Origin of the sequence: Brevundimonas sp. SPF441, assembly GCF_009661015.1 — a bacterium.
Lineage (GTDB): Bacteria > Pseudomonadota > Alphaproteobacteria > Caulobacterales > Caulobacteraceae > Brevundimonas > Brevundimonas vesicularis.
The window spans coordinates 1-20,938 of sequence record NZ_WJWX01000016.1; the positions used below are offsets into that span (position 1 = coordinate 1).

The window sequence follows — 20,938 nt, forward strand, 5'->3', positions numbered from 1 at the left end:
GTCGACGCCTACATCCCGCAGCCGGAGCGTCCGGTCGACCTGCCGTTCCTGATGCCGGTCGAAGACGTGTTCTCGATCTCGGGCCGCGGCACCGTGGTCACGGGCCGCGTCGAGAAGGGCATCGTCAAGGTCGGTGAGGAAGTCGAGATCGTCGGCATCCGTCCGGTCCAGAAGACGACCTGCACGGGCGTGGAAATGTTCCGCAAGCTGCTGGACCAAGGTCAAGCGGGCGACAACGTCGGCGTGCTGCTGCGCGGTACGAAGCGTGAAGACGTCGAGCGCGGCCAAGTGCTGTGCAAGCCGGGCTCCATCACCCCGCACACCAAGTTCCTGGCCGAAGCCTACATCCTGACCAAGGAAGAAGGCGGTCGTCACACCCCGTTCTTCACGAACTATCGCCCGCAGTTCTACTTCCGCACGACGGACGTGACCGGCATCGTTCACCTGAAGGAAGGCGTCGAGATGATCATGCCGGGCGACAACGCCGAGCTGAACGTCGAGCTGATCACCCCGATCGCCATGGACCAGGGCCTGCGCTTCGCCATCCGTGAAGGCGGCCGCACCGTCGGCGCCGGCGTCGTGGCCAAGATCGTCGAGTAAGAAGACATCCTTTCGGCCTAACGCGCTCACGCGCTGCATGAGGCCGGTTGGATACAGAGTAGCGTAACAGAACGGCCTCCGGAGCGATCCGGGGGCCGTTTTGCTGTGGGGGCGACCACAGGCGCCCGCAACGGGCCTGCCGTTCGGGCGTTAGGATCGTCTGCCCAAAAGCCAAGGTTCACGATGCGTCTGATCTCGTTGCTTGCGTGCCTTGTCGCCCTGTCGGCCTGCGCCACCCATCCCGGCAAGGTCGATCAGGTCCGGTTCGCCAAGGACGCCGAGCCGGTGTTGGCGACGACGGAAGCCGGGACGGTGCGCGGCGTCGATGGGGCGGGGACGCGAGCGTTCCTCGGCGTTCCGTTCGCGGCACCGCCGGTCGGCGAACGGCGCTGGCGCGCGCCGCAGCCGGTCGCGGCATGGCAGGGCGCTCGGGATGCGACGCGGATCGGACCGGACTGCACCCAGGCGATCGGGCGACGCTCGATCCTGGGCGGCGGCGGCGGGATCGTCGTCGGGTCCGAGGACTGTCTGTATCTGAACATCTATGCGCCGGGCGGAGAGGCGGCCGAGGCGCGGCCGGTGATGGTCTATATCCCGGGCGGCGCCTTCACCGTGGGGGCGGGCGCCAACTACGATCCGTCAAAACTGGCCCGGGAGCAGGGGCGGGTGGTCGTGACGATGAATTATCGGCTCGGCGCGCTGGGCTGGCTGGCGCATCCGGGGTTTCAGGCGACTGGCGAAGGCTTCGGCGGCAACTTCGGCCTGATGGATCAGCAGGCGGCGCTGAAGTGGGTGCATCGGAACATTGCGGCCTTTGGCGGCGACCCGGGCGACGTCACCCTGTTCGCCGAGAGCGCCGGGGCCTGGACGGCCTGTTACCTGATGGCGTCGCCGCAGTCGGAGGGCCTGTATCAACGGGTCATCATGCAGAGCGGCGGATGTCTTGAGCCGTCGTCGCTGGTCAGGGCGCAGGATGCGGCCCTGTCGGGGCCAATGTTCGCCGAAAGGCTGGGCTGCACCGGCCAGGATCAGATCGCGTGTCTGAAGGCGCTTCCGGCCTGGCGGCTGTCGCGGGCGGCGTCATTGAGGGCGGGCATCAACGGGCCGGGATCGTGGGGACCGGTGCACACGGACGCCACTGTGCCGGAAAACCCGGCGGTCGCGATCCGCGAGGGGCGGTTCACGCGCGTGCCAGTTCTCGTCGGGACGAACCTCGATGAGGGGCGGCTGTTCGCCAACGAGGTGCAGGACATGGATCGCTATCAGAAGGAGACGATCTGGATGTACGGCGATCAGGGCGAGCGGGTGTTGGCGCGCTATCCGGTCGGTGAGGACGGGCCCGCCTATGCCATCGCCACCAACTTTACCGACCAGAGGTTCGCCTGTCCGTCACAGGCTTTGCGACGACTGCTGGCCCAGCACGTGCCGGTGTGGGGCTATGAGTTCGCCGATCGCGAGGCGCCGTTCGTCTTGCCCGACTGGATTGTCGGTCTCGACCTAGGCGCCTATCACGCCAGCGAACTGGCCTATGTGTTCGGCACGCGCTGGGTGTTTGCTGATCCAAAGCGGTTCACGCCTGAGCAGAGAGCGCTGTCGGAGCGGATGCAAAGGCTGTGGGCGACGTTCGGGCGTTCGGCCTTCGCCGCCAAATGGCCCCGCGTCGAGGGTGCGGGGCCGGTGCGCGTGTTCAAGCCACAAGGCGATGTCATCGACGACGGCTTCTTCGAACGCCACCACTGCGACTTCTGGGACGGGACGCCGTTCGGCGCCGTCCACTAGATAAAGCGGACAGTGACGCCGGGCTTAACCTTGTCGGCCAGCATCCAGGCGTCCCAGTTGGTCAGGCGGACGCAGCCGTGCGACGCCGTCTTGCCGACCAGATGCGGGTCCGGCGTGCCGTGGATGCCGTAGCTGGGCTTGTTCAGATCGATCCAGACGACGCCGACCGGATTGTTGGGGCCCGGTTTGACGACGACCTTCTTCTTGCCGTCGCCATAGCTGAGTTTCGACGGGTCGTAGGTGTAGTCCGGGTTTCGCGCCACGCCGTTCACCTTGACCGTGCCGGTCGGGGTGGGATTGTCGCCGCTGCCGATGGTGGCGGGGAAATAGGCGATCAGCTTGCCGTCGGCGTCGAACGCCTTGACCGAGCCTTCGCTCTTGTCGACGTCGATGTGGTCCACGTCGGCGGGCAGGGGGGCGGTGTTGACGGCGGGGACAAGCAGGCCTTGGCCCACGCGATTGAAGTCGGCGCCGGGGTTCATGGCGCGCAGCAAGGCCTCGGTGACGTGGAAACGCTCGGCCAAGGCCTCTACGATATTGGCGTATCCCATGTGGGCCGCCTGACCCTGAGCTTCCAGCTCCGTGGGGACGACGCCGAGATAGGGTCCGTCGATCTCCTGCTGGGTGATGGTGTAGGTGGTGGTCACCGCGCCCGGTCCGGCGGCGGCGCGCAGTCGGCCCATCACGTCGGCGTTCAACTCGCCATTCACCGTCATGCCGTTGGCTTCCTGAAACGCGGAGATCGCCTGACGCATGTTCGACCCCGCCAGGCCGTCGATCGCGCCGGGCGAGAAGCGGGCGCGCTCCAGAAGAACCTGGGCGCGGATCAGGGCGGGCTGCGGCTGCTGCTGGGCGGCATTCGGGCTGGCCGGCTGGCCCTCTTGTGCGGCCGGCGGCGCCGCATAGGCGGTGTTTTCGATGGCGTCTCGAGAGAGCGGGCCGGTTTGGCCCACTTGCGCGGCCTCGGCCGTCTGCGCCGCTGGGGCGGCTGTGTTCTCTTCCTTCGGCGAACAGGCGCCCAGAGCGAGAACAGCGAGTGCGGCGAGGTAGGCGGGACGGTTCATAAAAGACTTTCGAGGTGGTGAGTGCAGGCGGTCGATGTTCAGTTGGGTTCGCCGGTCGCGGGGTCGGTTTCGGTTTCGCCGGAGTTGGACGAGTCCTTCGAGCCCTTGGGTTCGGTCGCGGGGCGCGGCGGCTGGCCGTCGGCGTCCGGCCGCAGGTTTTCGTTCTCGACGGCTTTGCTGTCAGGGCGTTGATCGGTCATGGTCTTCTCCTTGGGTCACTCAAACGCGCCAGGGCGACCGCGGCTCCTTCAACGTGCATTCACCATGACAGTGAACCCTGATGAAACGCGCATAGGGCAGGGTGCGATGTGGAATGGACCTTGCTGCACAGGGCCCTAGAGGATGCGTATGGCCGGAATGCTGCAGGTCGAGATCATGGACGCGGCGGCGATGGACGCCGCCGCCGTCGCCCTGTGGCGTGGGTGGACGGCGGGCAATCCTGATCTGGCCAGCCCGTATTTCCGCTGGGACTATGCCGAGATCGCCTCGCGGGTCTGCCCCGGCGCGGCGATCGCCGTATTCCGGCGAGATGACAAGATCGTCGGCTTCTTCCCGCATCAGCGACGCGGCGGAGCGGTGCAGCCGCTGGGCGCGCCCATGAACGACTATCATGGCGTCATCGCCCCGGCGGGCGAGACGATCACGCTGGAAGAGGTGGCGCGGCTGTTGAAAGCCAAGCGGCTGAACGTGCCTGGGTGGATCGGCGCGGGCGAAACAGGCCAGGCGCGTGAGACGGTGCAGGTGGCCATGCCCGAGGCGGGCTATGACGACTGGTACGCCGAGCGTCGCAAGACCTTCGGCAAATACTTCAAGGACAAGGAGCGGGCGCGCCGCAGCCTGGAGGCTGAGCTGGGGCCGATCCGGGTGGAGCGGGGTCTCAGAGATCCTGCGCTGCTGGATCATCTGATCGCGCTGAAGGCGGCGCAGTATCGGCGCTCGGGCCTGCACGACATCTTCGCCTGCGGCTGGACGCGGGATTTGCTCCACGCGCTGATGAGCGAGCCGCGAGAAGGCTTCGGCGCCTCGATGGCGGCGATGCACGCGGGCGACAAGCTGGTGGCGATCGAGTTCTCGCTGCACGCCGGGCGGCATTACCATTTCTGGTTCCCGGCCTATGAGCCGACGCTGGCGCGCTGTTCGCCGGGCATCCTGCTCAGCATGGACACGATGCGGCTGGCGGCGGCCGAGGGCTTCCGGGTGTTCGACTTCGGCTTCGAGGGCGAGACCTACAAGAAGTATTTCGTCAACGCGCGCCAGACGGTGCGCGAAGCCGTGGTGATGCAGCCGGGCGTGACCCAAGCGCTGGGCGACATCACGGTCGCGGCGCTGAACAGGGCGGGCGGACGCGGCGAGGCGGTGCGAGCGTCCCTGCGTCGGCGCTGGGCCACGATCGAAGCTTGCGAGGCGACGCCGGTCGGGCGGCTGAGGGGCGCGGCGGTCGCCGCACGGTCGGCTGTCCAGAAGGCGGCTGCCAAGAAGAAGACGCCGGCGCGCGTCGCCCACGTTTGAGGATATCGGCATGACCCAACGCCGCACACGCTATCCGGGCCCGATCGCCGAGGCCAAGACCCACGCCCACACCCTGATTAAGCAAGGATTCGCCGAGGACGCGGCGCTGGCCGCCGTGCTGGATCGCTATCCGGCCGAGCTGTTCGACATCAACCTGTATGACTACGACGATGAGGGTCAGGTGTCCTTGCGCACCGGCGCGCGGGGGCGGTTGTCAGGAGAGGAGTTGCTGGAGGCGATCAAACAGGGTCGGCTGTGGGTCAATCTGCGCGGGGTCGAGACCGGCTGGCCCGAGTTGTGGGCGGCGGCGATGAAGGATTTCGCGGCGATCCAGGCGACCTACCCGGGGATGCGGGCGGTGCGGAACGCGGGGCAGTTGATCCTGTCGTCGCCCAAGGCGCGCGTGCCCTATCATTTCGACGCGGCGGGCGTGGTGCTGTTTCACCTGCGTGGGCGCAAGCGGCTGTTCGTCTATCCTGGCGACGAGGGGCATCTGCCCGAGCGAAACATGGAACAGGTGGTTGCGCGCCAGACGACCGAAGAGCTGCCTTACACGCTGGCGTTCGAACAGGACGCGCAGGTCATGGATCTGGAGCCAGGCCGCGCCCTGACCTGGCCGCTGTATGCGCCGCACCGGGTGGAGAATCTGGACCGCTTCTGCGTCAGCCTGTCGATGGATTTTCAGACCTGGCCGTCCCGTTTCCGCAACGGGGCGCTGTTCACCAATGCGGTGATCCGCAGCCGGGGCGGGCGGCCGCGCTTCACCGACGGCATGACCACGCCGGAGCTGGCGGCGCGCTGGGCCGCGTCGCTGGCGCTGAAGAAGGCGGGCGCGATGAAGAGCAAGATCGCCAACTTCGAGCGCGACTTCGAGCCGGAGATCGGCGCGGCTGACGGCGCGGGCGCTCTGAACGCGACGTCATAAGCTCGGGGCGTTAATTCGAGTTCATGACCTCGAGTTAAAATGACTTGGGCGCGGGCGGCGCGCACCTTCTCTTCAGAACCGGGCTCCTCACATCCGGGAAGGGAAAACGCTCATGAAAACCGCACTGATCGCCGCCGCCGCCGTCGCCACCCTGACCGGGTTTGTCGTGGCGCCCGCTTCGGCCGCCGAGGTCGAGATCCGCAACGCCGTCGCCCGTGTGGTGGTCATCGTCGAGGATCGTCAGGATATCGGGATCGAGGTCACGCAAGGCCAGACACGCTTGCCGGCCATTCAGGTTCGCCGCGACGGCAATGACGTCAAGATCGACGGCGGCCTGCGGCGTAACGGCATGTGGGGCGGCAACAGCGCCATTCGCGGCTGCAACTCCGGTCGCAGCGATGCGGGCCAGCCGGGGCAGGGCGCGACCGCCGAGGTACGCGACCTGGGCCGCATTCGCCTGGAAGACGCGCCGCTGATCGTCGTGCGTACGCCGCGCGCCGTTGACGTCAGCGCCAGCGGCGCGGTCTTCGGCTCGGTCGGACGCGGCGCGCGATCGGTCGAGTTGGACAACGGCGGCTGCGGCAACTGGAACGTGGCCAATGTGGACGGCGATCTGGAACTGGGACTCGGCGGCTCGGGCGCGATCCGCGCGGGCACGTCTCGATCGCTGAACGCCAGCGTCGGCGGATCTGGCTCCATCTCGGCCGGAGCGACCGGAGCCCTGAAGGCGGCTGTCGGCGGATCGGGCAATGTCGAGGTGGCCAGCGCCGGCGGACGCAGTGAACTGTCCATCGGCGGCTCGGGCGGTGTGAATGTGCGGCAGGGCCGAATGGACAAGCTGTCGGTCGCCATCGGCGGCTCGGGCGATGTTCGCTACGGCGGCGCGACGCGCGACCTGGACGTGGCGATCGCCGGATCGGGCAGCGTCCGAGTCGCCTCAGCCACGGGATCGGTTTCTCGCTCCGTCGTCGGATCGGGAACCCTGCAGATCGGGCAGTAAGACCCGAGCGACGAGAAGATCCCCGGTCGTGGAACCCCGGGGGCCTTTTCCGGCCAAACAAAAAGCTCCGGCGGATCGCTCCGCCGGGGCTCTTCGCATGGATCAGGTCCGAGACGCTTAGAAGACGTTCAGGACGCTGGAGATGGCCGAGACGCCCAGGTTGGCGCCGGCGCGGTCACGCGCTTGCAGACCGCCGCCAAACGAATAGCGCAGGCCGACCGACCAGGTGTCGACGTCCAGCGAATCGATGTCGGCGCGGGTATAGGCGGCGCCCAGCGAGAACGGGGTGTTCTCGAACTCGTATTCGGCGCCCACGCCGTAGGTCCAGGCGTCGGTGTCGCCGCCCGAGAAGTCGACGTTGTTGTAGGCGACGCCGGCGTTCAGGCGCAGATTCGGCATGACGTAGAAGGCGGCGTCAGCGCCGACGGTCCAGATGTCGGCGTCCACATTGTCAGCGGTCGTGTAGGCGACTTGGCCGGTCAGGGTGGCGTTCGACAGATACTTCTGCGCTTCGGCGCCGACGGTCCAGATCGGCTCGTTGCCGCTGCCGATGCCGTTGGCGGCGACGAAGGCGCCGGCGCGGACGTCGGAGGACCACATCTTGGTCAGGTGAGCAGCGGCCGCGCCGGTGACGTCTTCTTCGCCAAAGGCCTTGGTGTAGTCGATCGCGCCGTTCAGGGTCACGGTCCAGTCCTGGGCCGGCAGGGCGACCGATCCGTCAACGGTCCAGACGTCAGCGTCGACATCGTCGCCGGCGACTTCGATCGACGGGTTGGAATAGGTCACGCCGACCGAACCGATGGCGTCTTGGGCGAAGGCCGGGGCGGCGAACAGGGCGGCGGCGGCCGTGGCGAGGAGGATCGTCTTCATTTTTCTTTTGTCCTTAGCAGTCTGCTCCCGGATGGGGGTCCGGGGAGGGGCGCTGCTATCAGCCTAAGACGAAGCGGAGCAATAAACCGACGTTCGATTGGCTTGGGATGGCAAGGTTGTTGCGCAACAGCCACGCGTTGCGGCCAGAATGTGTCACGACTTGGCGATCTGTGGGGCAAGTCGTTAATCGCGCGCCGCAGTCGCGCTCATGCACTATAAAGAGGCGTCCGACGCCGCCGACGTCGCCGACGAATGCCTCGTGACGCTGTGCTGAGCCCTCGGCGAATACCGCGTCGAAATCCTGTGGCAGCCCGGGTTTGCGCGCTTGACGAAATCAGAATCGATAGGCATAAGCCACCACTCTTGTTGGACCGGCTGTGCAGTTCGCTGCAAACGCGGTTCGCAAGAACGACCTAAGTCACTGTTCTTTGCAGCTTCTTGGGATATCAACGGCCTTCGCGGGCAACTGCGTGGGCCGATCGTTTTTGCGGATTTGCGTTCCCTGAGGGCTTTTTGCCCGAAGGCCTTCGGTCTTTGAAATGGTTCACAGGGACGCGGTCCTCCGACCGCATTGGAAGTAAGCACCGATATGGATCAAAGCATCCGCATCAGGCTCAAGGCCTTTGATCACCGCGTCCTCGATTTTTCGACGCGCGAGATCGTTAATACCGCCAAGCGCACCGGCGCGACCGTTCGCGGTCCGATTCCGCTGCCGACCCTGATCGAGAAGTTCACCGTGAACCGCTCTCCGCACGTCGATAAGAAGTCGCGTGAGCAGTTTGAAATCCGCACGCACAAACGCGTGCTCGACATCGTCGACCCCACCCCGCAGACCGTGGACGCGCTCATGAAGCTCGACCTGTCCGCCGGCGTGGACGTCGAGATCAAGATTTAAAGTAGAAAGAGGCGGGATCCGATGCGCACGGGCGTGATCGCCAAGAAGCTGGGCATGACCCGCGTGTTCGCCGATGACGGCGCGCACGTACCGGTCACTGTGCTGCAGCTCGACGGCTGCCAAGTCGTCGGCCAACGTACCCAGGAGCGTGACGGCTACGTCGCTCTCCAGCTGGGCGCTGGCACGAAGAAGGCTAAGAACACCAACAAGGCTCAACGCGAGACCTTCGCCAAGGCGGAAGTCGAACCGAAGGCCTATGTGACCGAGTTCCGCGTCGATGCGGACGGTCTGCTGGACGTGGGCGCCGAACTGTCGGCCGAACACTTCCTGGTGGGCCAGAAGGTCGACATCCAGGGCGAGACCATCGGTAAGGGTTTCGCCGGCGCCATGAAGCGCTGGAACTTCGGCGGCCTTCGCGCCACCCACGGCGTTTCGGTCTCGCACCGTTCGCACGGTTCGACGGGTAACCGTCAGGACCCGGGTCGCACGTTCCCCGGCAAGAAGATGGCCGGCCACTACGGCACCGAGACCGTCACCACCCAGAACCTGACCGTCGTCCGCGTGGACGCCGAACGTGGCCTGATCCTGATCAAGGGCGCTGTCCCCGGTCACGACGGCAGCTACGTCAAGGTTCGCGACGCCATCAAGAAGGCTCGCCCGGCCGACGCTCCGTTCCCCGGCGCGCTGAAGTCGAGCAAGTCTGCTGCTCAACCCGCTTCGACCCCGGCTGAAGAAGCCCCCGTCGAAGCGACCGAAGGCGGTGAAGCGTAATGAAACTCTCTGTCATCCAACTCGACGGCAAGGCTGCTGGCGACGTGGAACTGTCGGACGCCGTCTTCGGCATCTCGGACATCCGCGGCGACATCCTGGCCCGCACCGTCAACTGGCAACTGGCCAAGCGCCGCGCCGGTACGCACAAGGTTCAGACCCGCAACGAGAACTCTCGTACGGGTAAGAAGATGTACAAGCAAAAGGGCACCGGCGGCGCTCGTCACGGTTCGCGCCGTGCACCGCAGTTCGTCGGCGGTTCGCGCGCCTTCGGCCCGATCGTTCGCGATCACGGCTTCTCGCTGCCGAAGAAGATCCGCGCGCTGGCTCTGCGTCACGCCCTGTCCTCCAAGGCCAAGTCGGGCGACCTGATCGTGGTCGACACCGTCTCGGTGAAGGAAGCCAAGACCGCTTCGCTGCGTGAAACGCTCGGCAAGCTGGGCTGGACCAAGGCTCTGATCATCGCGGGTCCCGAAGTCGATGCGAACTTCGGCCTGGCCGCACGCAACATCCCGCACATCGACGTGCTGCCGAACGCCGGCCTGAACGTCTATGACATCCTGCGGGCTGACAAGCTGGTGCTGACGAAGGCCGCCATCGAGGCCATCGAAGCCCGCTTCAGCGATAAGGAAGCCGCGTAATGGCCGCTCAACCTACCGCCAAGCACTACGACACCATCCTGGCCCCGGTGATCACCGAAAAGGCCACGATCCTGTCCGAGCAGAACAAGGTCGTCTTCCGCGTCGCCGACACGGCGACCAAGGACGAGATCGCCGCTGCGGTCGAAAGCCTGTTCAAAGTCAACGTCCTGAAGGTCAACACCCTGGTTCAAAAGGGCAAGACCAAGCGCTTCCGGGGTATCCTGGGTCGCCGGGTCGACATCAAAAAAGCGATCGTGACGCTGGCTGACGGCCAGTCGATCGACGTCACCACGGGGCTCTGATCAGATGGCCTTGAAACATTACAATCCGACCTCGCCGGGCCGTCGCGCCCTCGTGCTGGTTGACCGTTCGGAACTCCACAAGGGCCGTCCGGAAAAGTCGCTGACCGAAGGCCTGACCAAGTCGGGCGGACGCGGGCAGGGCGGTCGCATCGCGGTCCGCTTCCGTGGCGGCGGCGCCAAGACCCTGTACCGCAAGATCGACTTCAAGCGTCGCAAGTGGGACATGGTCGGCACGGTCGAGCGTCTGGAATACGATCCGAACCGCACGGCCTTCATCGCGCTCGTGACCTACGAGGACGGCGAGAAGACCTACATCATCGCGCCGCAACGCCTTAAGGCGGGCGACACGATCGTGGCGGGCGAAAAGACCGACGTGAAGCCGGGCAACGCCATGCCGCTGCGTTCGATGCCGGTGGGTACGATCATCCACAACATCGAAATGAAGCCGGGCAAGGGCGCTCAGCTGGCCCGTTCGGCCGGCGCCTACGCCCAGCTGGTCGGTCGCGATCAGGGCTACGCCCAGATCCGTCTCGGCTCGGGCGAACTGCGCATGGTCCTGGACGGCTGCATCGCCACGGTGGGCGCGGTTTCGAACCCCGACCACATGAACCAGAACCTGGGCAAGGCCGGTCGTAAGCGTCACATGGGCTGGCGTCCGCACGTTCGCGGCGTCGCCATGAACCCGATCGACCACCCGCATGGTGGTGGTGAAGGCCGGACCTCTGGTGGTCGTACCCCCGTCACGCCGTGGGGTAAGGACACCAAGGGCACTCGTACCCGCAAGAACAAGGCTACGGACAAGTACATCATCCGTACCCGCCACGTTAAGAAGGCTCGCTAAGAATGGCCCGCTCCTCCTGGAAAGGCCCGTTTGTCGACGGGTATCTGCTCAAGAAGGCCGACGCCGTTCAATCGTCGGGCCGCAAGGACGTGATCAAGACCTGGTCGCGCCGCTCCACCATCCTGCCGCAGTTCGTCGGTCTGACGTTCGGCGTCCATAACGGTCAGAAGCACGTGCCCGTGTCGGTCTCGGAAGAGATGGTCGGCATGAAGCTCGGCGAGTTCGCCCCGACCCGGAACTTCCCGGGTCACGCGGCGGACAAGAAGGCCAAAAGGAAGTAACCGATGGCCCAGACAAAAAACGAGCGTCGGGTCGCCCCGACCGAGGCCCGCGCAAAGCTGGTCAACGTGCGTATCAGCCCGCAAAAGCTGAACCTGGTCGCCGCTTCGATCCGCGGCATGCCGGTCCAGAAGGCGCTGAACGAGCTGGAATTCAGCCGTAAGCGCATCGCTGGCGACGTCCGCAAGGTCCTGTATTCGGCGATCTCGAACGCCGAGAACAACCACAACCTCGACATCGACAATCTGGTCGTCGCCGAGGCCTTCGTGGGCAAGAACCTGGTGATGAAGCGTTTCGCGAGCCGTGCTCGCGGTCGTTCGTCGCGCATCCTGAAACCGTTCAGCGAGATCACCATCGTGGTCCGTGAAGCCGGCGAGGCCGCCTGATGGGACAGAAAATCAATCCGGTCGGTCTGCGCCTCGGCGTGAACCGCACGTGGGACAGCCGCTGGTTCGCCGCCGGCGCCGACTATTCCCGCCTGCTGCACCAGGACCTGAAGCTGCGCGAGTGGCTGCGGGAACGCCTGGCCGCCGCCGGCGTGTCGCGCATCATCATCGAGCGCCCGCACAAGAAGTGCCGCATCACCATCTACGCCGCCCGTCCGGGTGTCGTGATCGGCAAGAAGGGTGCTGACATCGAGAAGCTCCGCAAGGACATCTCGGCGCGCACCGAGGGTGAAGTTCACCTGAACATCATCGAAGTCCGCAAGCCGGAAACCGATGCGCAGCTGATCGCCGAGAACATCGCGCAGCAGCTGGAGCGCCGCGTGGCCTTCCGTCGCGCCATGAAGCGTTCGATGCAGTCGGCCATGCGTCTGGGCGCCAAGGGCATTCGTATGAATGTCTCGGGTCGTCTGGGCGGCGCCGAAATCGCACGTATGGAATGGTACCGCGAAGGTCGCGTGCCGCTTCACACGCTGCGCGCCGACATCGACTATGGTTTCTACGAAGCCAAGACGACCTACGGCATCATCGGCGTGAAGGTCTGGGTCTTTAAGGGTGAAGTGCTGGAGCACGATCCCATGGCGCAGGACAAGCGTTGGGCCCAGGAAGCTTCGGGTCCGTCCTCGAACGAAGGCCGCGAACGCGGCGGCCCCCGTGGCGACCGCGGTCCGCGTCGCGACCGGGGACGTGAGAACTAAGTCATGTTGCAACCGAAGAAGACCAAATACCGCAAGGCCTTCAAAGGCCGGATCCATGGCTCGGCCAAGGGCGGTTTCTCGCTGAACTTCGGGTCGTATGGCCTGAAGACGCTGGAGCCGGAACGCATCACCGCGCGTCAGATCGAAGCGGCTCGCCGCGCGATCACTCGCCAGATGAAGCGTCAGGGCCGCGTCTGGATCCGCGTCTTCCCCGACCTGCCCGTCACGGGCAAGCCGGCCGAAGTCCGGATGGGTAAGGGCAAGGGCGCCGTGGACCACTGGGCCGCGCGTTGCCACCCGGGCCGTATCCTGTTTGAAATCGACGGCGTGCCGGACGATGTCGCCCGCGAAGCACTCCGTCTTGGCGCCGCCAAGCTGCCGGTCCGCACCAAGGTCGTGACCCGTATCGACGCCGGCGTCGCGCATGTGGAGGCTGCCGCCTAATGACCAAGATCGCCGATCTGCGGTCGCAAACGACCGACCAACTGTCCGACGAGCTGCTGAAGCTCAAGAAGGAACAGTTCAACCTGCGCTTCCAGGCGGCCACCGGCCAAATGGAAAAGACTCACCGCGTTGGTGAAGTCCGCAAAGACATCGCTCGCATCTCGACGCTTCTGCGCGAGAAGCGTGCGGCCTCGTAAGGAAACGAATATGCCCAAGCGAATTCTTGAAGGCGTGGTCGTGTCCGACAAGGGCGAGAAGACTGTCGTTGTGAAGGTGGAGCGCACCCTGCTTCACCCGCTTCTGAAGAAGACCGTCCGGTCGTCCAAGAAGTACCACGCGCACGACGAAGCCAACGCGCTCAAGGTCGGCGACATCGCTCGCATCGTCGAGTGCGCCCCCAAGTCCAAACTGAAGCGCTGGGAAGTCCTTTCCAACGCCTCCGCCTCGTAATCAGAAGGATCTGATCTTATGATCCAGATGCAAACTAACCTGGAAGTGGCCGATAATTCGGGCGCCCGCCGGGTCATGTGCATCAAGGTGTTGGGCGGCTCCAAGCGCCGCTACGCCTCGATCGGCGACACAATCGTCGCCTCCGTGAAGGAAGCCATCCCGCGCGGCCGTGTGAAGAAGGGCGACGTCGTTCGCGCCATCGTCGTGCGCACCGCCAAGGACATCCAACGCAAGGACGGCTCGGTCATCCGCTTTGACAAGTCGGCCGCCGTCATCGTCAACAAGCAGAACGAGCCTGTCGGCACGCGGATCTTCGGCCCGGTTCCTCGCGAACTGCGCGCCAAGAACCACATGAAGATCATCTCGCTGGCTCCGGAGGTCCTGTAACATGGCCGCCAAGATCAAGAAGGGCGACCGCGTCGTCGTCCTTACCGGCAAGGACAAGGGCCGCACGGGCAACGTGCTGAAGGTCCTGCCCACCGAAAACCGCGTCCTCGTCGAAGGCGTCAACATGGTTCAGCGCCACACGCGCCCGAGCCAGGCTGACCCGCAGGGCGGCATCAAGAACAAGGAAGCCTCGCTTCACCTGTCGAACGTCGCGATCGCCGACGCCAACGGCAAGGCAACCCGCGTCGGCTTCAAGATCGATGGGGACAAGAAGGTCCGCATCGCCAAGACGACGGGAGACGTCATCTGATGGCTACCGAAAAGTACACCCCGCGCCTCAAGGACGAGTATCACGCTCGCATCCGCCAGGTGATGAAAGAAAAGTTCGGCTACACGAACGAAATGCAGGTGCCCAAGCTGGACAAGATCGTCCTGAACATGGGCATCGGCGAAGCCGTCGCGGACTCCAAGAAGGCGAACACCGCCCTCAAGGATCTGACCGCCATTGCCGGTCAGAAGGCCGTCGCCACCAAGGCCCGTAACTCCATCGCCGGCTTCAAGCTGCGCGAAGGCATGGTCATCGGCGGCAAGGTCACCCTGCGCGGCGACCAGATGTACGAGTTCCTGGACCGGTTCATCACGATCGCGCTGCCGCGCGTGAAGGATTTCCGTGGTCTGAAGGGCACGTCCTTCGATGGTCGCGGCAACTACGCCACGGGTCTGAAGGAACACATCGTGTTCCCGGAGATCAACTACGACCAGATCGATCAGATGTGGGGCATGGACATTGTCGTCTGCACCACGGCCAAGACCGATGAGGAAGCCAAGGCTCTCCTCACCGAGTTCAAGTTCCCGTTCGTGAAGAACTGAGCGGGAAGGGAAGAGCACAATGGCTAAGAAAAGCGCCGTAAACCGCAATGAAGCCGTCAAGGCCCTGGTTGCGAAGTATGCCGCGAAGCGGGCCGCCCTCAAGGCGACCGCCAACGACGAAAACCTGCCGCTGGAGGAGCGCTTCGACGCGCGCCTGAAGCTGGCCGAACTGCCGCGCAACTCCGCGCCGAGCCGCATTCGCAACCGCTGCGAAGTGACGGGTCGTCCGCGGGCGTTCTACCGCAAGCTCAAGATGAGCCGGATTGCGCTGCGTGAACTGGGCAACCTGGGCCAGATTCCCGGCCTGACGAAGTCCAGCTGGTAAGGGGAGCGAACAGACATGATGATCAACGATCCCCTGAGCGACATGATCGCTCGCATCAAGAACGCGGCGACCCGCAAGCGTTCCAAGGTGCTGACCCCGGCTTCCCGTCTGCGCCAGCGCGTCCTCGACGTGCTGCAGGACGAAGGCTACATCCGCGGCTACAACCTGGTTCAGAACCCGGGTGAGTTTCCGCAGTTCGAGATCGAGCTGAAGTACTTCGACGGTCAGCCCGTCATCGCCGAGATCGCGCGCGTGTCCAAGCCGGGCCGCCGCGTCTATTCGGCGATCGGCGATCTGAAGCCCGTCAAGAACGGCCTCGGCATCTCGATCCTCTCGACTTCGAAGGGCGTCATGTCCGACGCTTCCGCCCGCGACGCTAACGTCGGCGGCGAAGTCCTCTGCAGGGTCTACTGATATGTCCCGTATTGGCAAGAAAACCATCGCCGTGCCGAAGGGCGTGACTGTCACGCTCGACGGCCAGAACGTCACCGTCAAGGGACCCAAGGGCGAGAGCGCCTGGACCGTCGCCGACGAGATCGAAGTCAAGCAGGAAGGCGACGAACTGTCGCTGACGCCGCGTTCGGACACGCCTCGCGCTCGCGCGATGTGGGGTCTGTCGCGCACGCTGGTCGACAACATGGTCGTCGGCGTCACCACGGGCTTCGAAAAGTCGCTGGAGCTGGTCGGCGTGGGTTACCGCGCCGCGATGAAGGGCGACGCCCTTTCGCTGCAACTCGGCTTCTCGCACGAAGTCGATATCGCTCCGCCGGCCGGCGTCAGCTTCGCTGTGCCGAAGCAGACCGAGATCAAGATATCGGGCGCTGACAAGCAAGCCGTCGGTCAGATCGCCTCGGTCATCCGCAAGCTGCGTCCGCCGGAGCCCTATAAGGGCAAGGGCGTCCGTTACGCGGGCGAGAAGGTCCGTCGCAAGGAAGGCAAGAAGAAGTAAGTCATGGCTCTTTCTCTTCGACAACAAGCCAAGCGTCGCTCGGAGCGCACGCGTCGCCGCCTGAAGGCTGTCGCCAACGGTCGTCTGCGTCTGTCGGTCTACCGTTCGGACAAGAACATCTCGGCCCAGATCATCGACGACGCCCAGGGCGTGACCGTCGTGGCTGCCTCGTCGCTGGAAGGCGGCAAGGGCAAGCGCGGTTCGGACACGGCTGCGGCCGCCGCGATTGGCAAGCTGATCGCCGAACGCGCCATCGAGAAGGGCGTCAAGGACGTCGTCTTCGACCGTGGTGAGTACATCTATCATGGACGGGTGAAGGCGCTGGCGGAAGCCGCGCGTGAAGCCGGCCTGAACTTCTAAGGGACGCGACAGATGGCGCAACAACCCCAACGCGGCGGCGGCGGCAACGATCGCAACCGTCGTGACAACCGCAACGGTCCCGCTGCTGATGGTCCGGATTCCGACATCGTCGAGAAGCTGGTGCACATCAACCGCGTCGCCGCCACCGTCAAAGGCGGCCGTCGCTTCAGCTTCGCAGCCCTGATGGTCGTCGGCGACGGCAAGGGTCGCGTCGGCTTCGGTCACGGCAAGGCGCGCGAAGTGCCGGAAGCCATCCGCAAGGCGACTGAAGAAGCCAAGAAGACGATGATCCGCGTTCCGCTGCGCGAGAACCGCACGCTGCACCACGACGGCAACGGCCGTTGGGGCGCCGGCAAGATCATGATGCGCGCCGCCCCTCCCGGGACCGGCGTCATCGCGGGCGGTCCGATGCGCGCCGTGCTCGAAACCCTCGGCGTCCAGGACGTCGTGGGCAAGTCGACCGGTTCGTCGAACCCCTACAACATGATCCGCGCGACGTTCGAAGCGCTGAAGGTCCAGTCCTCGCCCCGTCAAGTCGCGTCCAAGCGCGGCAAGAAGGTCGCGGATCTGATGGGCCGCCGCAACGACGGCGCGTCGACGCCCGAAGCCGTGGAGTCCTAAGTCATGGCTGAGAAGAAAACCCTCACCGTCAAGCAGACTGGTTCGCCGATCCGCCGCAAGAACGACCAGCGCGCCACCCTGGTGGGCCTGGGTCTAAACCGCCTGGGTCGTGAATCCACTCTGGAAGACACGCCTTCGGTTCGCGGGATGATCGCCAAGGTCGCCCACCTGACCGAGATCGTCGAAAAGTAAACCGTTTCGCCCTCTCCCGCACCCGGGGGAGGGCGTTTCTGCACTTGCGAATACCCAGAGGGTCGCCTATCAGCGGCCCTTAATTTTTTCCAAGCCGAGTCCGGACGATGTCCGGGCGCTAGCACCCGAAAGGATCAGGCACATGAAACTGAACGAAATCCGCGACAACGAAGGCGCCCACAAGAAGCGCATGCGCGTCGGCCGTGGCCCCGGTTCGGGCAAGGGCAAGACCGCTGGCCGTGGCGTCAAGGGTCAGAAGTCGCGTTCGGGCGTCGCCATCGGCGGCTTCGAAGGCGGCCAAATGCCGCTGTACATGCGTATGCCCAAGCGCGGCTTCAACAACGCCAATGCTCTGAAGCTGGCTGAAGTGAACCTGTGGCGCCTGCAAGACGCCGTCGACGCCGGCAAGCTGGACGCCAAGTCCGAACTGAAGGGCGACGCCCTGGTCGCCGCCGGCGTGATCCGTCGCGTCAAGGACGGCGTGCGTCTGCTGGGCACCGGCGAGCTGAAGCAAGCGCTGAACCTGGTCGTCTGGTCGGCCACTGCCGGCGCCAAGAAGGCCATCGAGGCCGCTGGCGGCTCGGTCGTCGAGCAACGCATCGAAGCCGAAGCCAAGGCCGCCGCGCGCGTCGAGAAGCGCAACGCCGCCAAGGGCAAGGCTCCGGCTCCCAAGGCGCCGCGCGGCGACGAGAACAAGATCTCGGCCCGTACCAAGCGCACCGCCGCCAAAGCCTAAGTCACGCGTCGTCGCGGCGATTAGGTCGTGACCTGATTACATCTGCGACGACGAAAGAACGGAAGCGGCCCTCGCATGAGGGCCGCTTTCCGCCTATCTGACGACTCAATCAGTCGTGGGGACGCATAATGGCTTCGGCCGCAGAACAACTCGCCGCCAATATGAATATGGGCTCGTTCGCGAAAGCGACCGAGCTGCATAAACGCCTGCTGTTCACGCTGGGCGCGCTTCTGGTCTATCGCATCGGCACCTATGTGCCGATCCCGGGCATCAACTCGCAGGCCTTCCTGCAGTTCTTCCAGAACCCGGACGGTCAGCGCGGCATCCTGGACATGTTTAACATGTTCTCGGGCGGCGCGGTCGAGCGTATGGCCATTTTCGCCCTGAACGTGATGCCCTACATCTCGGCCTCGATCATCGTGCAGCTGATGGGCACGGTGTATCCGCCCTGGGAGAAGCTGAAGAAGGAAGGCGGCGAAAGCGGCCGCAAGCAGTTGAACCAGTACACCCGCTATCTGACTGTGTTCTTGGCTCTGGCGCAGTCCTTCGGCATCGCGGCGGGCCTGAACAGCACGGCCGGCCTGGTCGACAACCCCGGCATCTTCTTCATCATTTCGACGGTCGTGACCCTGACCGGCGGCACCATGTTCCTGATGTGGCTGGGTGAGCAGGTGACCGCGCGCGGCGTCGGCAACGGCATCTCGCTGATCATCTTCGCCGGTATCGTGGCGGTCCTGCCGTCCACCATCGCCCGCCTGCTGGGCTTGGCCCAACAAGGCCAGATGTCGGCCTTCGCCCTGCTGTTCATCGCCATTCTGGCCGTGGCCACCGTGGTCTTCATCGTCTTCATGGAACGCGCCCAGCGCCGTCTTCTGATCCAGTATCCGAAGCGCCAGGAAGGCAACCGCATGGCCGGCGGCGAGCGTTCGTTCCTGCCGCTGAAGGTCAACACCGCAGGCGTTATCCCGCCGATCTTCGCCTCGTCGCTGCTGATGCTGCCGACGACGGTCGCGACCATGACGGCCAACGCCGACCTGCCCAGCTGGATGAGCTGGCTCCCGCTGGTGACGGCGCAGCTGACGCACGGCCAGCCGCTGTTTATGGCGCTGTATGCCGCCCTGATCGTCTTCTTCTGCTTCTTCTACACCTCGATCACCTTCAATCCCGAAGACACGGCCGAGAACCTGCGTAAATACGGCGGCTTCCTGCCGGGCATCCGTCCGGGCAAGCGCACGGCGGAATATCTGGACTATGTCCTGACCCGCCTGACCGTGATCGGCGCCGCCTACATCACCGCAGTCTGCCTGCTGCCCGAGTTCATCGTCAGCCAGTTCGGCAACAGCCTGTACTTTGGCGGAACGTCTATCTTGATCGTCGTCTCGGTCACCATGGACACTGTGGCTCAGATTCAGTCCCAACTGCTGGCGCATCAGTACGAAGGCCTGATCAAGAAGGCCAAGCTGCGTGGTCGTGGCGGTCGCGGCGCTCCCACGCCGGTTCGCCGCTAAGTCTTAGGTTGTCAGACGCCCAGGGGAGGGCTGAAGCATGAACTTGATCCTGTTCGGACCGCCGGCGGCGGGGAAGGGCACCCAGGCCAAGCGGTTGGTGGAAGAGAAGGGCATGGTCCAGCTCTCCACCGGCGACATGCTGCGCGCGGCGATCGCTTCGGGCTCGGAGCTGGGGCTGAAGGTCAAGGACGTGCTGGCGCGTGGCGATCTGGTCACCGACGAGATCGTCATCGCCCTGATCGAAGATCGCCTGACGGAGGCTGAGGCCGCCGGCGGCGCCATCTTCGACGGCTTTCCCCGCACCGTGGCCCAGGCCGAGGCGCTGGACGAGATGCTGGCCAAGCGCGGTGTTCAGATCGACGCCGTCGTTCGGCTGAAGGTTGACGACGCCGCCCTGACCGAACGGATCGCCAAGCGCTTCGCCGAACAGGGCCGGCCGGACGACAATCCGGAATCGTTCAAGGTCCGGCTCGAGGCCTACAACCGCAACACTGCGCCGCTACTCCCCTACTATGAAGCCCAGGGCAAGCTGACCGAAGCCGACGGCATGGGCTCGATTGAGTCCGTCGCCAAGGCGATCGACGAGGCCCTGGCCTGATTTGCGTTTTCGGGCGTTGATCGCCTGATGACCGAGTTGGACGATCCCAAACCCGAAAAGACCCGCCTGCGTCGCTGGCGCATGGCGGGCATATTCGTCGCCGTTGCCGTGGCCGAAATCGGCTTGTTCCTGTGGCTGGGACAGGTGAGGGGGCCGGCGCCGACGCCTGTGGTCGAGCCGCCGCCGTTCGAGGTCGTCCTCTACGATCCGCCGCCGCCGATTTCCAACGAACCCCCGGCGCCCGTGACCGGCGGCGGCGCCCCCGCTGCGCCATCCGTCATTCACACGCCGCCGCCTCCGCCCAAGGAACGCCCGCGCGAAGTCCCCACACCGCCCGTCAAGGCGCCGGAACCCGCGCCCGTCGTCGGGGCCGCGCCGGCGCCGTCGCCGCAACCCGGCTTCGGCCAGGGCGGGCAGGGGACAGGCAGCGGATCCGGCGTCGGCTCTGGATCCGGCCCGGGCAGCGGCTCGACCGGACCGCGTCTGGTCACAGGTCCCACCATCGGCCAGATTCGCGCCAACCACCCACCGGGCGCCCGCAGCCGTTACGGTCGGGTCGAACTGTCCTGCGTCATTCGCCTGGACAGCCGGCTGGACGGTTGCCGCGTCGTTCAAGAGACGCCCCCCGGCCTGGGCTTCGGCGCGGCCGGCTTGCAGGTGTCCGGCTATTTCCGCTTTCAACCGCCGACCGAAGACGGTCGCCCCGTCGAGGGCCAGCGGGTCACCGTCGGCGTCGATTTCGGCCGCCCGCCACGCTGAAGCGGCGCCGCGCGGGAGCGGATGTTGACGCCCGGTGAATCATCTGTATAAGGGCGCCTTCCCGCGAAGGGCGCCACGCTCCTGGTTTGTTAACCGGAGCGTTTGTTGCGTCTGACTAACGCGTA

The 20,938-nt window shown here is 65.2% G+C and carries 32 protein-coding genes; 29 read left to right on the forward strand and 3 right to left on the reverse strand.

The window, feature by feature from the left end:
* Both GGC30_RS10175 and GGC30_RS10180 read left to right on the forward strand, forming a co-directional pair.
* On the forward strand, positions 1–600 hold a 600-nt coding region (locus tag GGC30_RS10175), incomplete at its 5' end, for an EF-Tu/IF-2/RF-3 family GTPase (protein ID WP_255488881.1).
* Positions 601–783: 183 nt separating this feature from the next.
* Complete coding sequence (locus tag GGC30_RS10180) at positions 784–2,379, forward strand: carboxylesterase/lipase family protein (RefSeq protein ID WP_153923819.1); 1,596 nt, start codon at positions 784–786, stop codon at positions 2,377–2,379.
* On the opposite strand, the gene GGC30_RS10185 is transcribed toward GGC30_RS10180, so the two are convergent.
* Positions 2,376–3,443, reverse strand: a complete 1,068-nt coding sequence (locus GGC30_RS10185) for a L,D-transpeptidase family protein (RefSeq protein ID WP_153923821.1) — start codon at positions 3,441–3,443, stop codon at positions 2,376–2,378. The two genes, GGC30_RS10180 and GGC30_RS10185, sit on opposite strands and share 4 nt — an antisense overlap.
* A gap of 38 nt (positions 3,444–3,481) precedes the next feature.
* A complete protein-coding gene (locus GGC30_RS16285) occupies positions 3,482–3,643 on the reverse strand; it encodes a hypothetical protein (RefSeq protein WP_165117191.1) in 162 nt (53 codons plus the stop codon).
* Between the two features lie 148 nt (positions 3,644–3,791).
* Here GGC30_RS16285 and GGC30_RS10190 point away from each other — a divergent pair, with 148 nt between their 5' ends.
* The 3 genes from GGC30_RS10190 to GGC30_RS10200 all read left to right on the forward strand — a co-directional run bounded on the left by GGC30_RS10190 (position 3,792) and on the right by GGC30_RS10200 (position 6,877).
* Positions 3,792–4,952, forward strand: a complete 1,161-nt coding sequence (locus GGC30_RS10190) for a GNAT family N-acetyltransferase (protein WP_153923897.1) — start codon at positions 3,792–3,794, stop codon at positions 4,950–4,952.
* A gap of 10 nt (positions 4,953–4,962) precedes the next feature.
* Positions 4,963–5,877: a transcriptional regulator gene (locus GGC30_RS10195; protein ID WP_153923823.1), complete on the forward strand. Its 915-nt coding sequence runs from the start codon at positions 4,963–4,965 to the stop codon at positions 5,875–5,877.
* Between the two features lie 112 nt (positions 5,878–5,989).
* On the forward strand, positions 5,990–6,877 hold the full coding sequence (locus GGC30_RS10200) for a DUF2807 domain-containing protein (RefSeq protein WP_153923825.1): 888 nt from the start codon (positions 5,990–5,992) through the stop codon (positions 6,875–6,877).
* Between the two features lie 117 nt (positions 6,878–6,994).
* Here GGC30_RS10200 and GGC30_RS10205 read toward each other — a convergent pair whose 3' ends face one another.
* Positions 6,995–7,747: a porin gene (locus GGC30_RS10205; protein ID WP_066551211.1), complete on the reverse strand. Its 753-nt coding sequence runs from the start codon at positions 7,745–7,747 to the stop codon at positions 6,995–6,997.
* 589 nt (positions 7,748–8,336) lie between these two features.
* On the opposite strand from GGC30_RS10205, the gene rpsJ reads away from it, so the two are divergent.
* From rpsJ to GGC30_RS10325, 24 genes are all read left to right on the forward strand, one after another.
* On the forward strand, positions 8,337–8,642 hold the full coding sequence (gene rpsJ, locus GGC30_RS10210; protein WP_003164367.1) for a 30S ribosomal protein S10: 306 nt from the start codon (positions 8,337–8,339) through the stop codon (positions 8,640–8,642).
* Positions 8,643–8,663: 21 nt separating this feature from the next.
* A complete protein-coding gene (rplC, locus tag GGC30_RS10215) occupies positions 8,664–9,413 on the forward strand; it encodes a 50S ribosomal protein L3 (RefSeq protein ID WP_055753390.1) in 750 nt (249 codons plus the stop codon).
* Complete coding sequence (gene rplD, locus GGC30_RS10220; RefSeq protein ID WP_055804613.1) at positions 9,413–10,051, forward strand: 50S ribosomal protein L4; 639 nt, start codon at positions 9,413–9,415, stop codon at positions 10,049–10,051. The genes rplC and rplD overlap by 1 nt, the downstream gene beginning before the upstream one ends.
* Positions 10,051–10,353, forward strand: a complete 303-nt coding sequence (locus GGC30_RS10225) for a 50S ribosomal protein L23 (protein WP_008260292.1) — start codon at positions 10,051–10,053, stop codon at positions 10,351–10,353. The genes rplD and GGC30_RS10225 overlap by 1 nt, the downstream gene beginning before the upstream one ends.
* 4 nt (positions 10,354–10,357) lie before the next feature.
* Positions 10,358–11,194 (forward strand): 50S ribosomal protein L2, encoded by an 837-nt coding sequence (rplB, locus tag GGC30_RS10230; protein ID WP_055753391.1) that lies wholly within the window; start codon positions 10,358–10,360, stop codon positions 11,192–11,194.
* 2 nt (positions 11,195–11,196) lie between these two features.
* Positions 11,197–11,475, forward strand: coding sequence for a 30S ribosomal protein S19 (gene rpsS / locus GGC30_RS10235; RefSeq protein ID WP_017506055.1), 279 nt, complete (start codon positions 11,197–11,199; stop codon positions 11,473–11,475).
* Between the two features lie 3 nt (positions 11,476–11,478).
* A complete protein-coding gene (rplV, locus tag GGC30_RS10240) occupies positions 11,479–11,859 on the forward strand; it encodes a 50S ribosomal protein L22 (RefSeq protein WP_017506054.1) in 381 nt (126 codons plus the stop codon).
* The gene (gene rpsC, locus GGC30_RS10245) at positions 11,859–12,614 is read left to right on the forward strand and encodes a 30S ribosomal protein S3 (RefSeq protein ID WP_017506053.1); all 756 of its coding nucleotides are present in this window, start codon (positions 11,859–11,861) and stop codon (positions 12,612–12,614) included. The genes rplV and rpsC overlap by 1 nt, the downstream gene beginning before the upstream one ends.
* 3 nt (positions 12,615–12,617) lie before the next feature.
* A complete protein-coding gene (rplP, locus tag GGC30_RS10250; protein ID WP_017506052.1) occupies positions 12,618–13,058 on the forward strand; it encodes a 50S ribosomal protein L16 in 441 nt (146 codons plus the stop codon).
* On the forward strand, positions 13,058–13,255 hold the full coding sequence (rpmC, locus tag GGC30_RS10255) for a 50S ribosomal protein L29 (protein WP_008263673.1): 198 nt from the start codon (positions 13,058–13,060) through the stop codon (positions 13,253–13,255). Before rplP ends, rpmC begins: the two co-directional genes overlap by 1 nt.
* Before the next feature lie 10 nt (positions 13,256–13,265).
* Entirely contained in the window at positions 13,266–13,508 is a 243-nt protein-coding gene (gene rpsQ / locus GGC30_RS10260; protein WP_017506051.1) for a 30S ribosomal protein S17, read from the forward strand.
* An 18-nt stretch (positions 13,509–13,526) separates the two neighbouring features.
* Positions 13,527–13,895 carry a 50S ribosomal protein L14 gene (rplN, locus tag GGC30_RS10265; RefSeq protein WP_003164378.1) on the forward strand — a complete coding sequence of 123 codons (369 nt, stop codon included), beginning with the start codon at positions 13,527–13,529 and terminating at the stop codon, positions 13,893–13,895.
* A gap of 1 nt (position 13,896) precedes the next feature.
* The gene (gene rplX, locus GGC30_RS10270) at positions 13,897–14,205 is read left to right on the forward strand and encodes a 50S ribosomal protein L24 (protein ID WP_039248554.1); all 309 of its coding nucleotides are present in this window, start codon (positions 13,897–13,899) and stop codon (positions 14,203–14,205) included.
* Complete coding sequence (rplE, locus tag GGC30_RS10275) at positions 14,205–14,765, forward strand: 50S ribosomal protein L5 (RefSeq protein ID WP_017506049.1); 561 nt, start codon at positions 14,205–14,207, stop codon at positions 14,763–14,765. Before rplX ends, rplE begins: the two co-directional genes overlap by 1 nt.
* Before the next feature lie 19 nt (positions 14,766–14,784).
* The gene (gene rpsN, locus GGC30_RS10280) at positions 14,785–15,090 is read left to right on the forward strand and encodes a 30S ribosomal protein S14 (protein ID WP_055753393.1); all 306 of its coding nucleotides are present in this window, start codon (positions 14,785–14,787) and stop codon (positions 15,088–15,090) included.
* A gap of 15 nt (positions 15,091–15,105) precedes the next feature.
* Positions 15,106–15,504 carry a 30S ribosomal protein S8 gene (gene rpsH, locus GGC30_RS10285; protein ID WP_008262310.1) on the forward strand — a complete coding sequence of 133 codons (399 nt, stop codon included), beginning with the start codon at positions 15,106–15,108 and terminating at the stop codon, positions 15,502–15,504.
* Position 15,505: 1 nt separating this feature from the next.
* Positions 15,506–16,039 carry a 50S ribosomal protein L6 gene (gene rplF, locus GGC30_RS10290; RefSeq protein ID WP_055753394.1) on the forward strand — a complete coding sequence of 178 codons (534 nt, stop codon included), beginning with the start codon at positions 15,506–15,508 and terminating at the stop codon, positions 16,037–16,039.
* A 3-nt stretch (positions 16,040–16,042) separates the two neighbouring features.
* A complete protein-coding gene (gene rplR / locus GGC30_RS10295) occupies positions 16,043–16,399 on the forward strand; it encodes a 50S ribosomal protein L18 (RefSeq protein ID WP_008259637.1) in 357 nt (118 codons plus the stop codon).
* Positions 16,400–16,411: 12 nt separating this feature from the next.
* Positions 16,412–17,020: a 30S ribosomal protein S5 gene (rpsE, locus tag GGC30_RS10300; RefSeq protein WP_153923827.1), complete on the forward strand. Its 609-nt coding sequence runs from the start codon at positions 16,412–16,414 to the stop codon at positions 17,018–17,020.
* A 3-nt stretch (positions 17,021–17,023) separates the two neighbouring features.
* Positions 17,024–17,212, forward strand: coding sequence for a 50S ribosomal protein L30 (rpmD, locus tag GGC30_RS10305; RefSeq protein WP_055753396.1), 189 nt, complete (start codon positions 17,024–17,026; stop codon positions 17,210–17,212).
* A gap of 142 nt (positions 17,213–17,354) precedes the next feature.
* On the forward strand, positions 17,355–17,948 hold the full coding sequence (rplO, locus tag GGC30_RS10310) for a 50S ribosomal protein L15 (RefSeq protein ID WP_055804617.1): 594 nt from the start codon (positions 17,355–17,357) through the stop codon (positions 17,946–17,948).
* A 128-nt stretch (positions 17,949–18,076) separates the two neighbouring features.
* Positions 18,077–19,456: a preprotein translocase subunit SecY gene (gene secY, locus GGC30_RS10315; RefSeq protein ID WP_017506043.1), complete on the forward strand. Its 1,380-nt coding sequence runs from the start codon at positions 18,077–18,079 to the stop codon at positions 19,454–19,456.
* Positions 19,457–19,493: 37 nt separating this feature from the next.
* Positions 19,494–20,054: an adenylate kinase gene (locus GGC30_RS10320; RefSeq protein WP_017506042.1), complete on the forward strand. Its 561-nt coding sequence runs from the start codon at positions 19,494–19,496 to the stop codon at positions 20,052–20,054.
* 27 nt (positions 20,055–20,081) lie between these two features.
* Positions 20,082–20,813, forward strand: a complete 732-nt coding sequence (locus tag GGC30_RS10325) for an energy transducer TonB (RefSeq protein WP_153923829.1) — start codon at positions 20,082–20,084, stop codon at positions 20,811–20,813.
* The last annotated feature ends 125 nt before the right edge of the window (positions 20,814–20,938 follow it).

Coding starts and splice junctions, on each gene's coding strand:
- GGC30_RS10180 (WP_153923819.1), top strand. CDS start 784: ATGCGTCTGATCTCGTTGCTTGCGTGCCTTGTCGCCCTGTCGGCCTGC.
- GGC30_RS10185 (WP_153923821.1), bottom strand. CDS start 3,443: ATGAACCGTCCCGCCTACCTCGCCGCACTCGCTGTTCTCGCTCTGGGC.
- GGC30_RS16285 (WP_165117191.1), bottom strand. CDS start 3,643: ATGACCGATCAACGCCCTGACAGCAAAGCCGTCGAGAACGAAAACCTG.
- GGC30_RS10190 (WP_153923897.1), top strand. CDS start 3,792: ATGGCCGGAATGCTGCAGGTCGAGATCATGGACGCGGCGGCGATGGAC.
- GGC30_RS10195 (WP_153923823.1), top strand. CDS start 4,963: ATGACCCAACGCCGCACACGCTATCCGGGCCCGATCGCCGAGGCCAAG.
- GGC30_RS10200 (WP_153923825.1), top strand. CDS start 5,990: ATGAAAACCGCACTGATCGCCGCCGCCGCCGTCGCCACCCTGACCGGG.
- GGC30_RS10205 (WP_066551211.1), bottom strand. CDS start 7,747: ATGAAGACGATCCTCCTCGCCACGGCCGCCGCCGCCCTGTTCGCCGCC.
- rpsJ (WP_003164367.1), top strand. CDS start 8,337: ATGGATCAAAGCATCCGCATCAGGCTCAAGGCCTTTGATCACCGCGTC.
- rplC (WP_055753390.1), top strand. CDS start 8,664: ATGCGCACGGGCGTGATCGCCAAGAAGCTGGGCATGACCCGCGTGTTC.
- rplD (WP_055804613.1), top strand. CDS start 9,413: ATGAAACTCTCTGTCATCCAACTCGACGGCAAGGCTGCTGGCGACGTG.
- GGC30_RS10225 (WP_008260292.1), top strand. CDS start 10,051: ATGGCCGCTCAACCTACCGCCAAGCACTACGACACCATCCTGGCCCCG.
- rplB (WP_055753391.1), top strand. CDS start 10,358: ATGGCCTTGAAACATTACAATCCGACCTCGCCGGGCCGTCGCGCCCTC.
- rpsS (WP_017506055.1), top strand. CDS start 11,197: ATGGCCCGCTCCTCCTGGAAAGGCCCGTTTGTCGACGGGTATCTGCTC.
- rplV (WP_017506054.1), top strand. CDS start 11,479: ATGGCCCAGACAAAAAACGAGCGTCGGGTCGCCCCGACCGAGGCCCGC.
- rpsC (WP_017506053.1), top strand. CDS start 11,859: ATGGGACAGAAAATCAATCCGGTCGGTCTGCGCCTCGGCGTGAACCGC.
- rplP (WP_017506052.1), top strand. CDS start 12,618: ATGTTGCAACCGAAGAAGACCAAATACCGCAAGGCCTTCAAAGGCCGG.
- rpmC (WP_008263673.1), top strand. CDS start 13,058: ATGACCAAGATCGCCGATCTGCGGTCGCAAACGACCGACCAACTGTCC.
- rpsQ (WP_017506051.1), top strand. CDS start 13,266: ATGCCCAAGCGAATTCTTGAAGGCGTGGTCGTGTCCGACAAGGGCGAG.
- rplN (WP_003164378.1), top strand. CDS start 13,527: ATGATCCAGATGCAAACTAACCTGGAAGTGGCCGATAATTCGGGCGCC.
- rplX (WP_039248554.1), top strand. CDS start 13,897: ATGGCCGCCAAGATCAAGAAGGGCGACCGCGTCGTCGTCCTTACCGGC.
- rplE (WP_017506049.1), top strand. CDS start 14,205: ATGGCTACCGAAAAGTACACCCCGCGCCTCAAGGACGAGTATCACGCT.
- rpsN (WP_055753393.1), top strand. CDS start 14,785: ATGGCTAAGAAAAGCGCCGTAAACCGCAATGAAGCCGTCAAGGCCCTG.
- rpsH (WP_008262310.1), top strand. CDS start 15,106: ATGATGATCAACGATCCCCTGAGCGACATGATCGCTCGCATCAAGAAC.
- rplF (WP_055753394.1), top strand. CDS start 15,506: ATGTCCCGTATTGGCAAGAAAACCATCGCCGTGCCGAAGGGCGTGACT.
- rplR (WP_008259637.1), top strand. CDS start 16,043: ATGGCTCTTTCTCTTCGACAACAAGCCAAGCGTCGCTCGGAGCGCACG.
- rpsE (WP_153923827.1), top strand. CDS start 16,412: ATGGCGCAACAACCCCAACGCGGCGGCGGCGGCAACGATCGCAACCGT.
- rpmD (WP_055753396.1), top strand. CDS start 17,024: ATGGCTGAGAAGAAAACCCTCACCGTCAAGCAGACTGGTTCGCCGATC.
- rplO (WP_055804617.1), top strand. CDS start 17,355: ATGAAACTGAACGAAATCCGCGACAACGAAGGCGCCCACAAGAAGCGC.
- secY (WP_017506043.1), top strand. CDS start 18,077: ATGGCTTCGGCCGCAGAACAACTCGCCGCCAATATGAATATGGGCTCG.
- GGC30_RS10320 (WP_017506042.1), top strand. CDS start 19,494: ATGAACTTGATCCTGTTCGGACCGCCGGCGGCGGGGAAGGGCACCCAG.
- GGC30_RS10325 (WP_153923829.1), top strand. CDS start 20,082: ATGACCGAGTTGGACGATCCCAAACCCGAAAAGACCCGCCTGCGTCGC.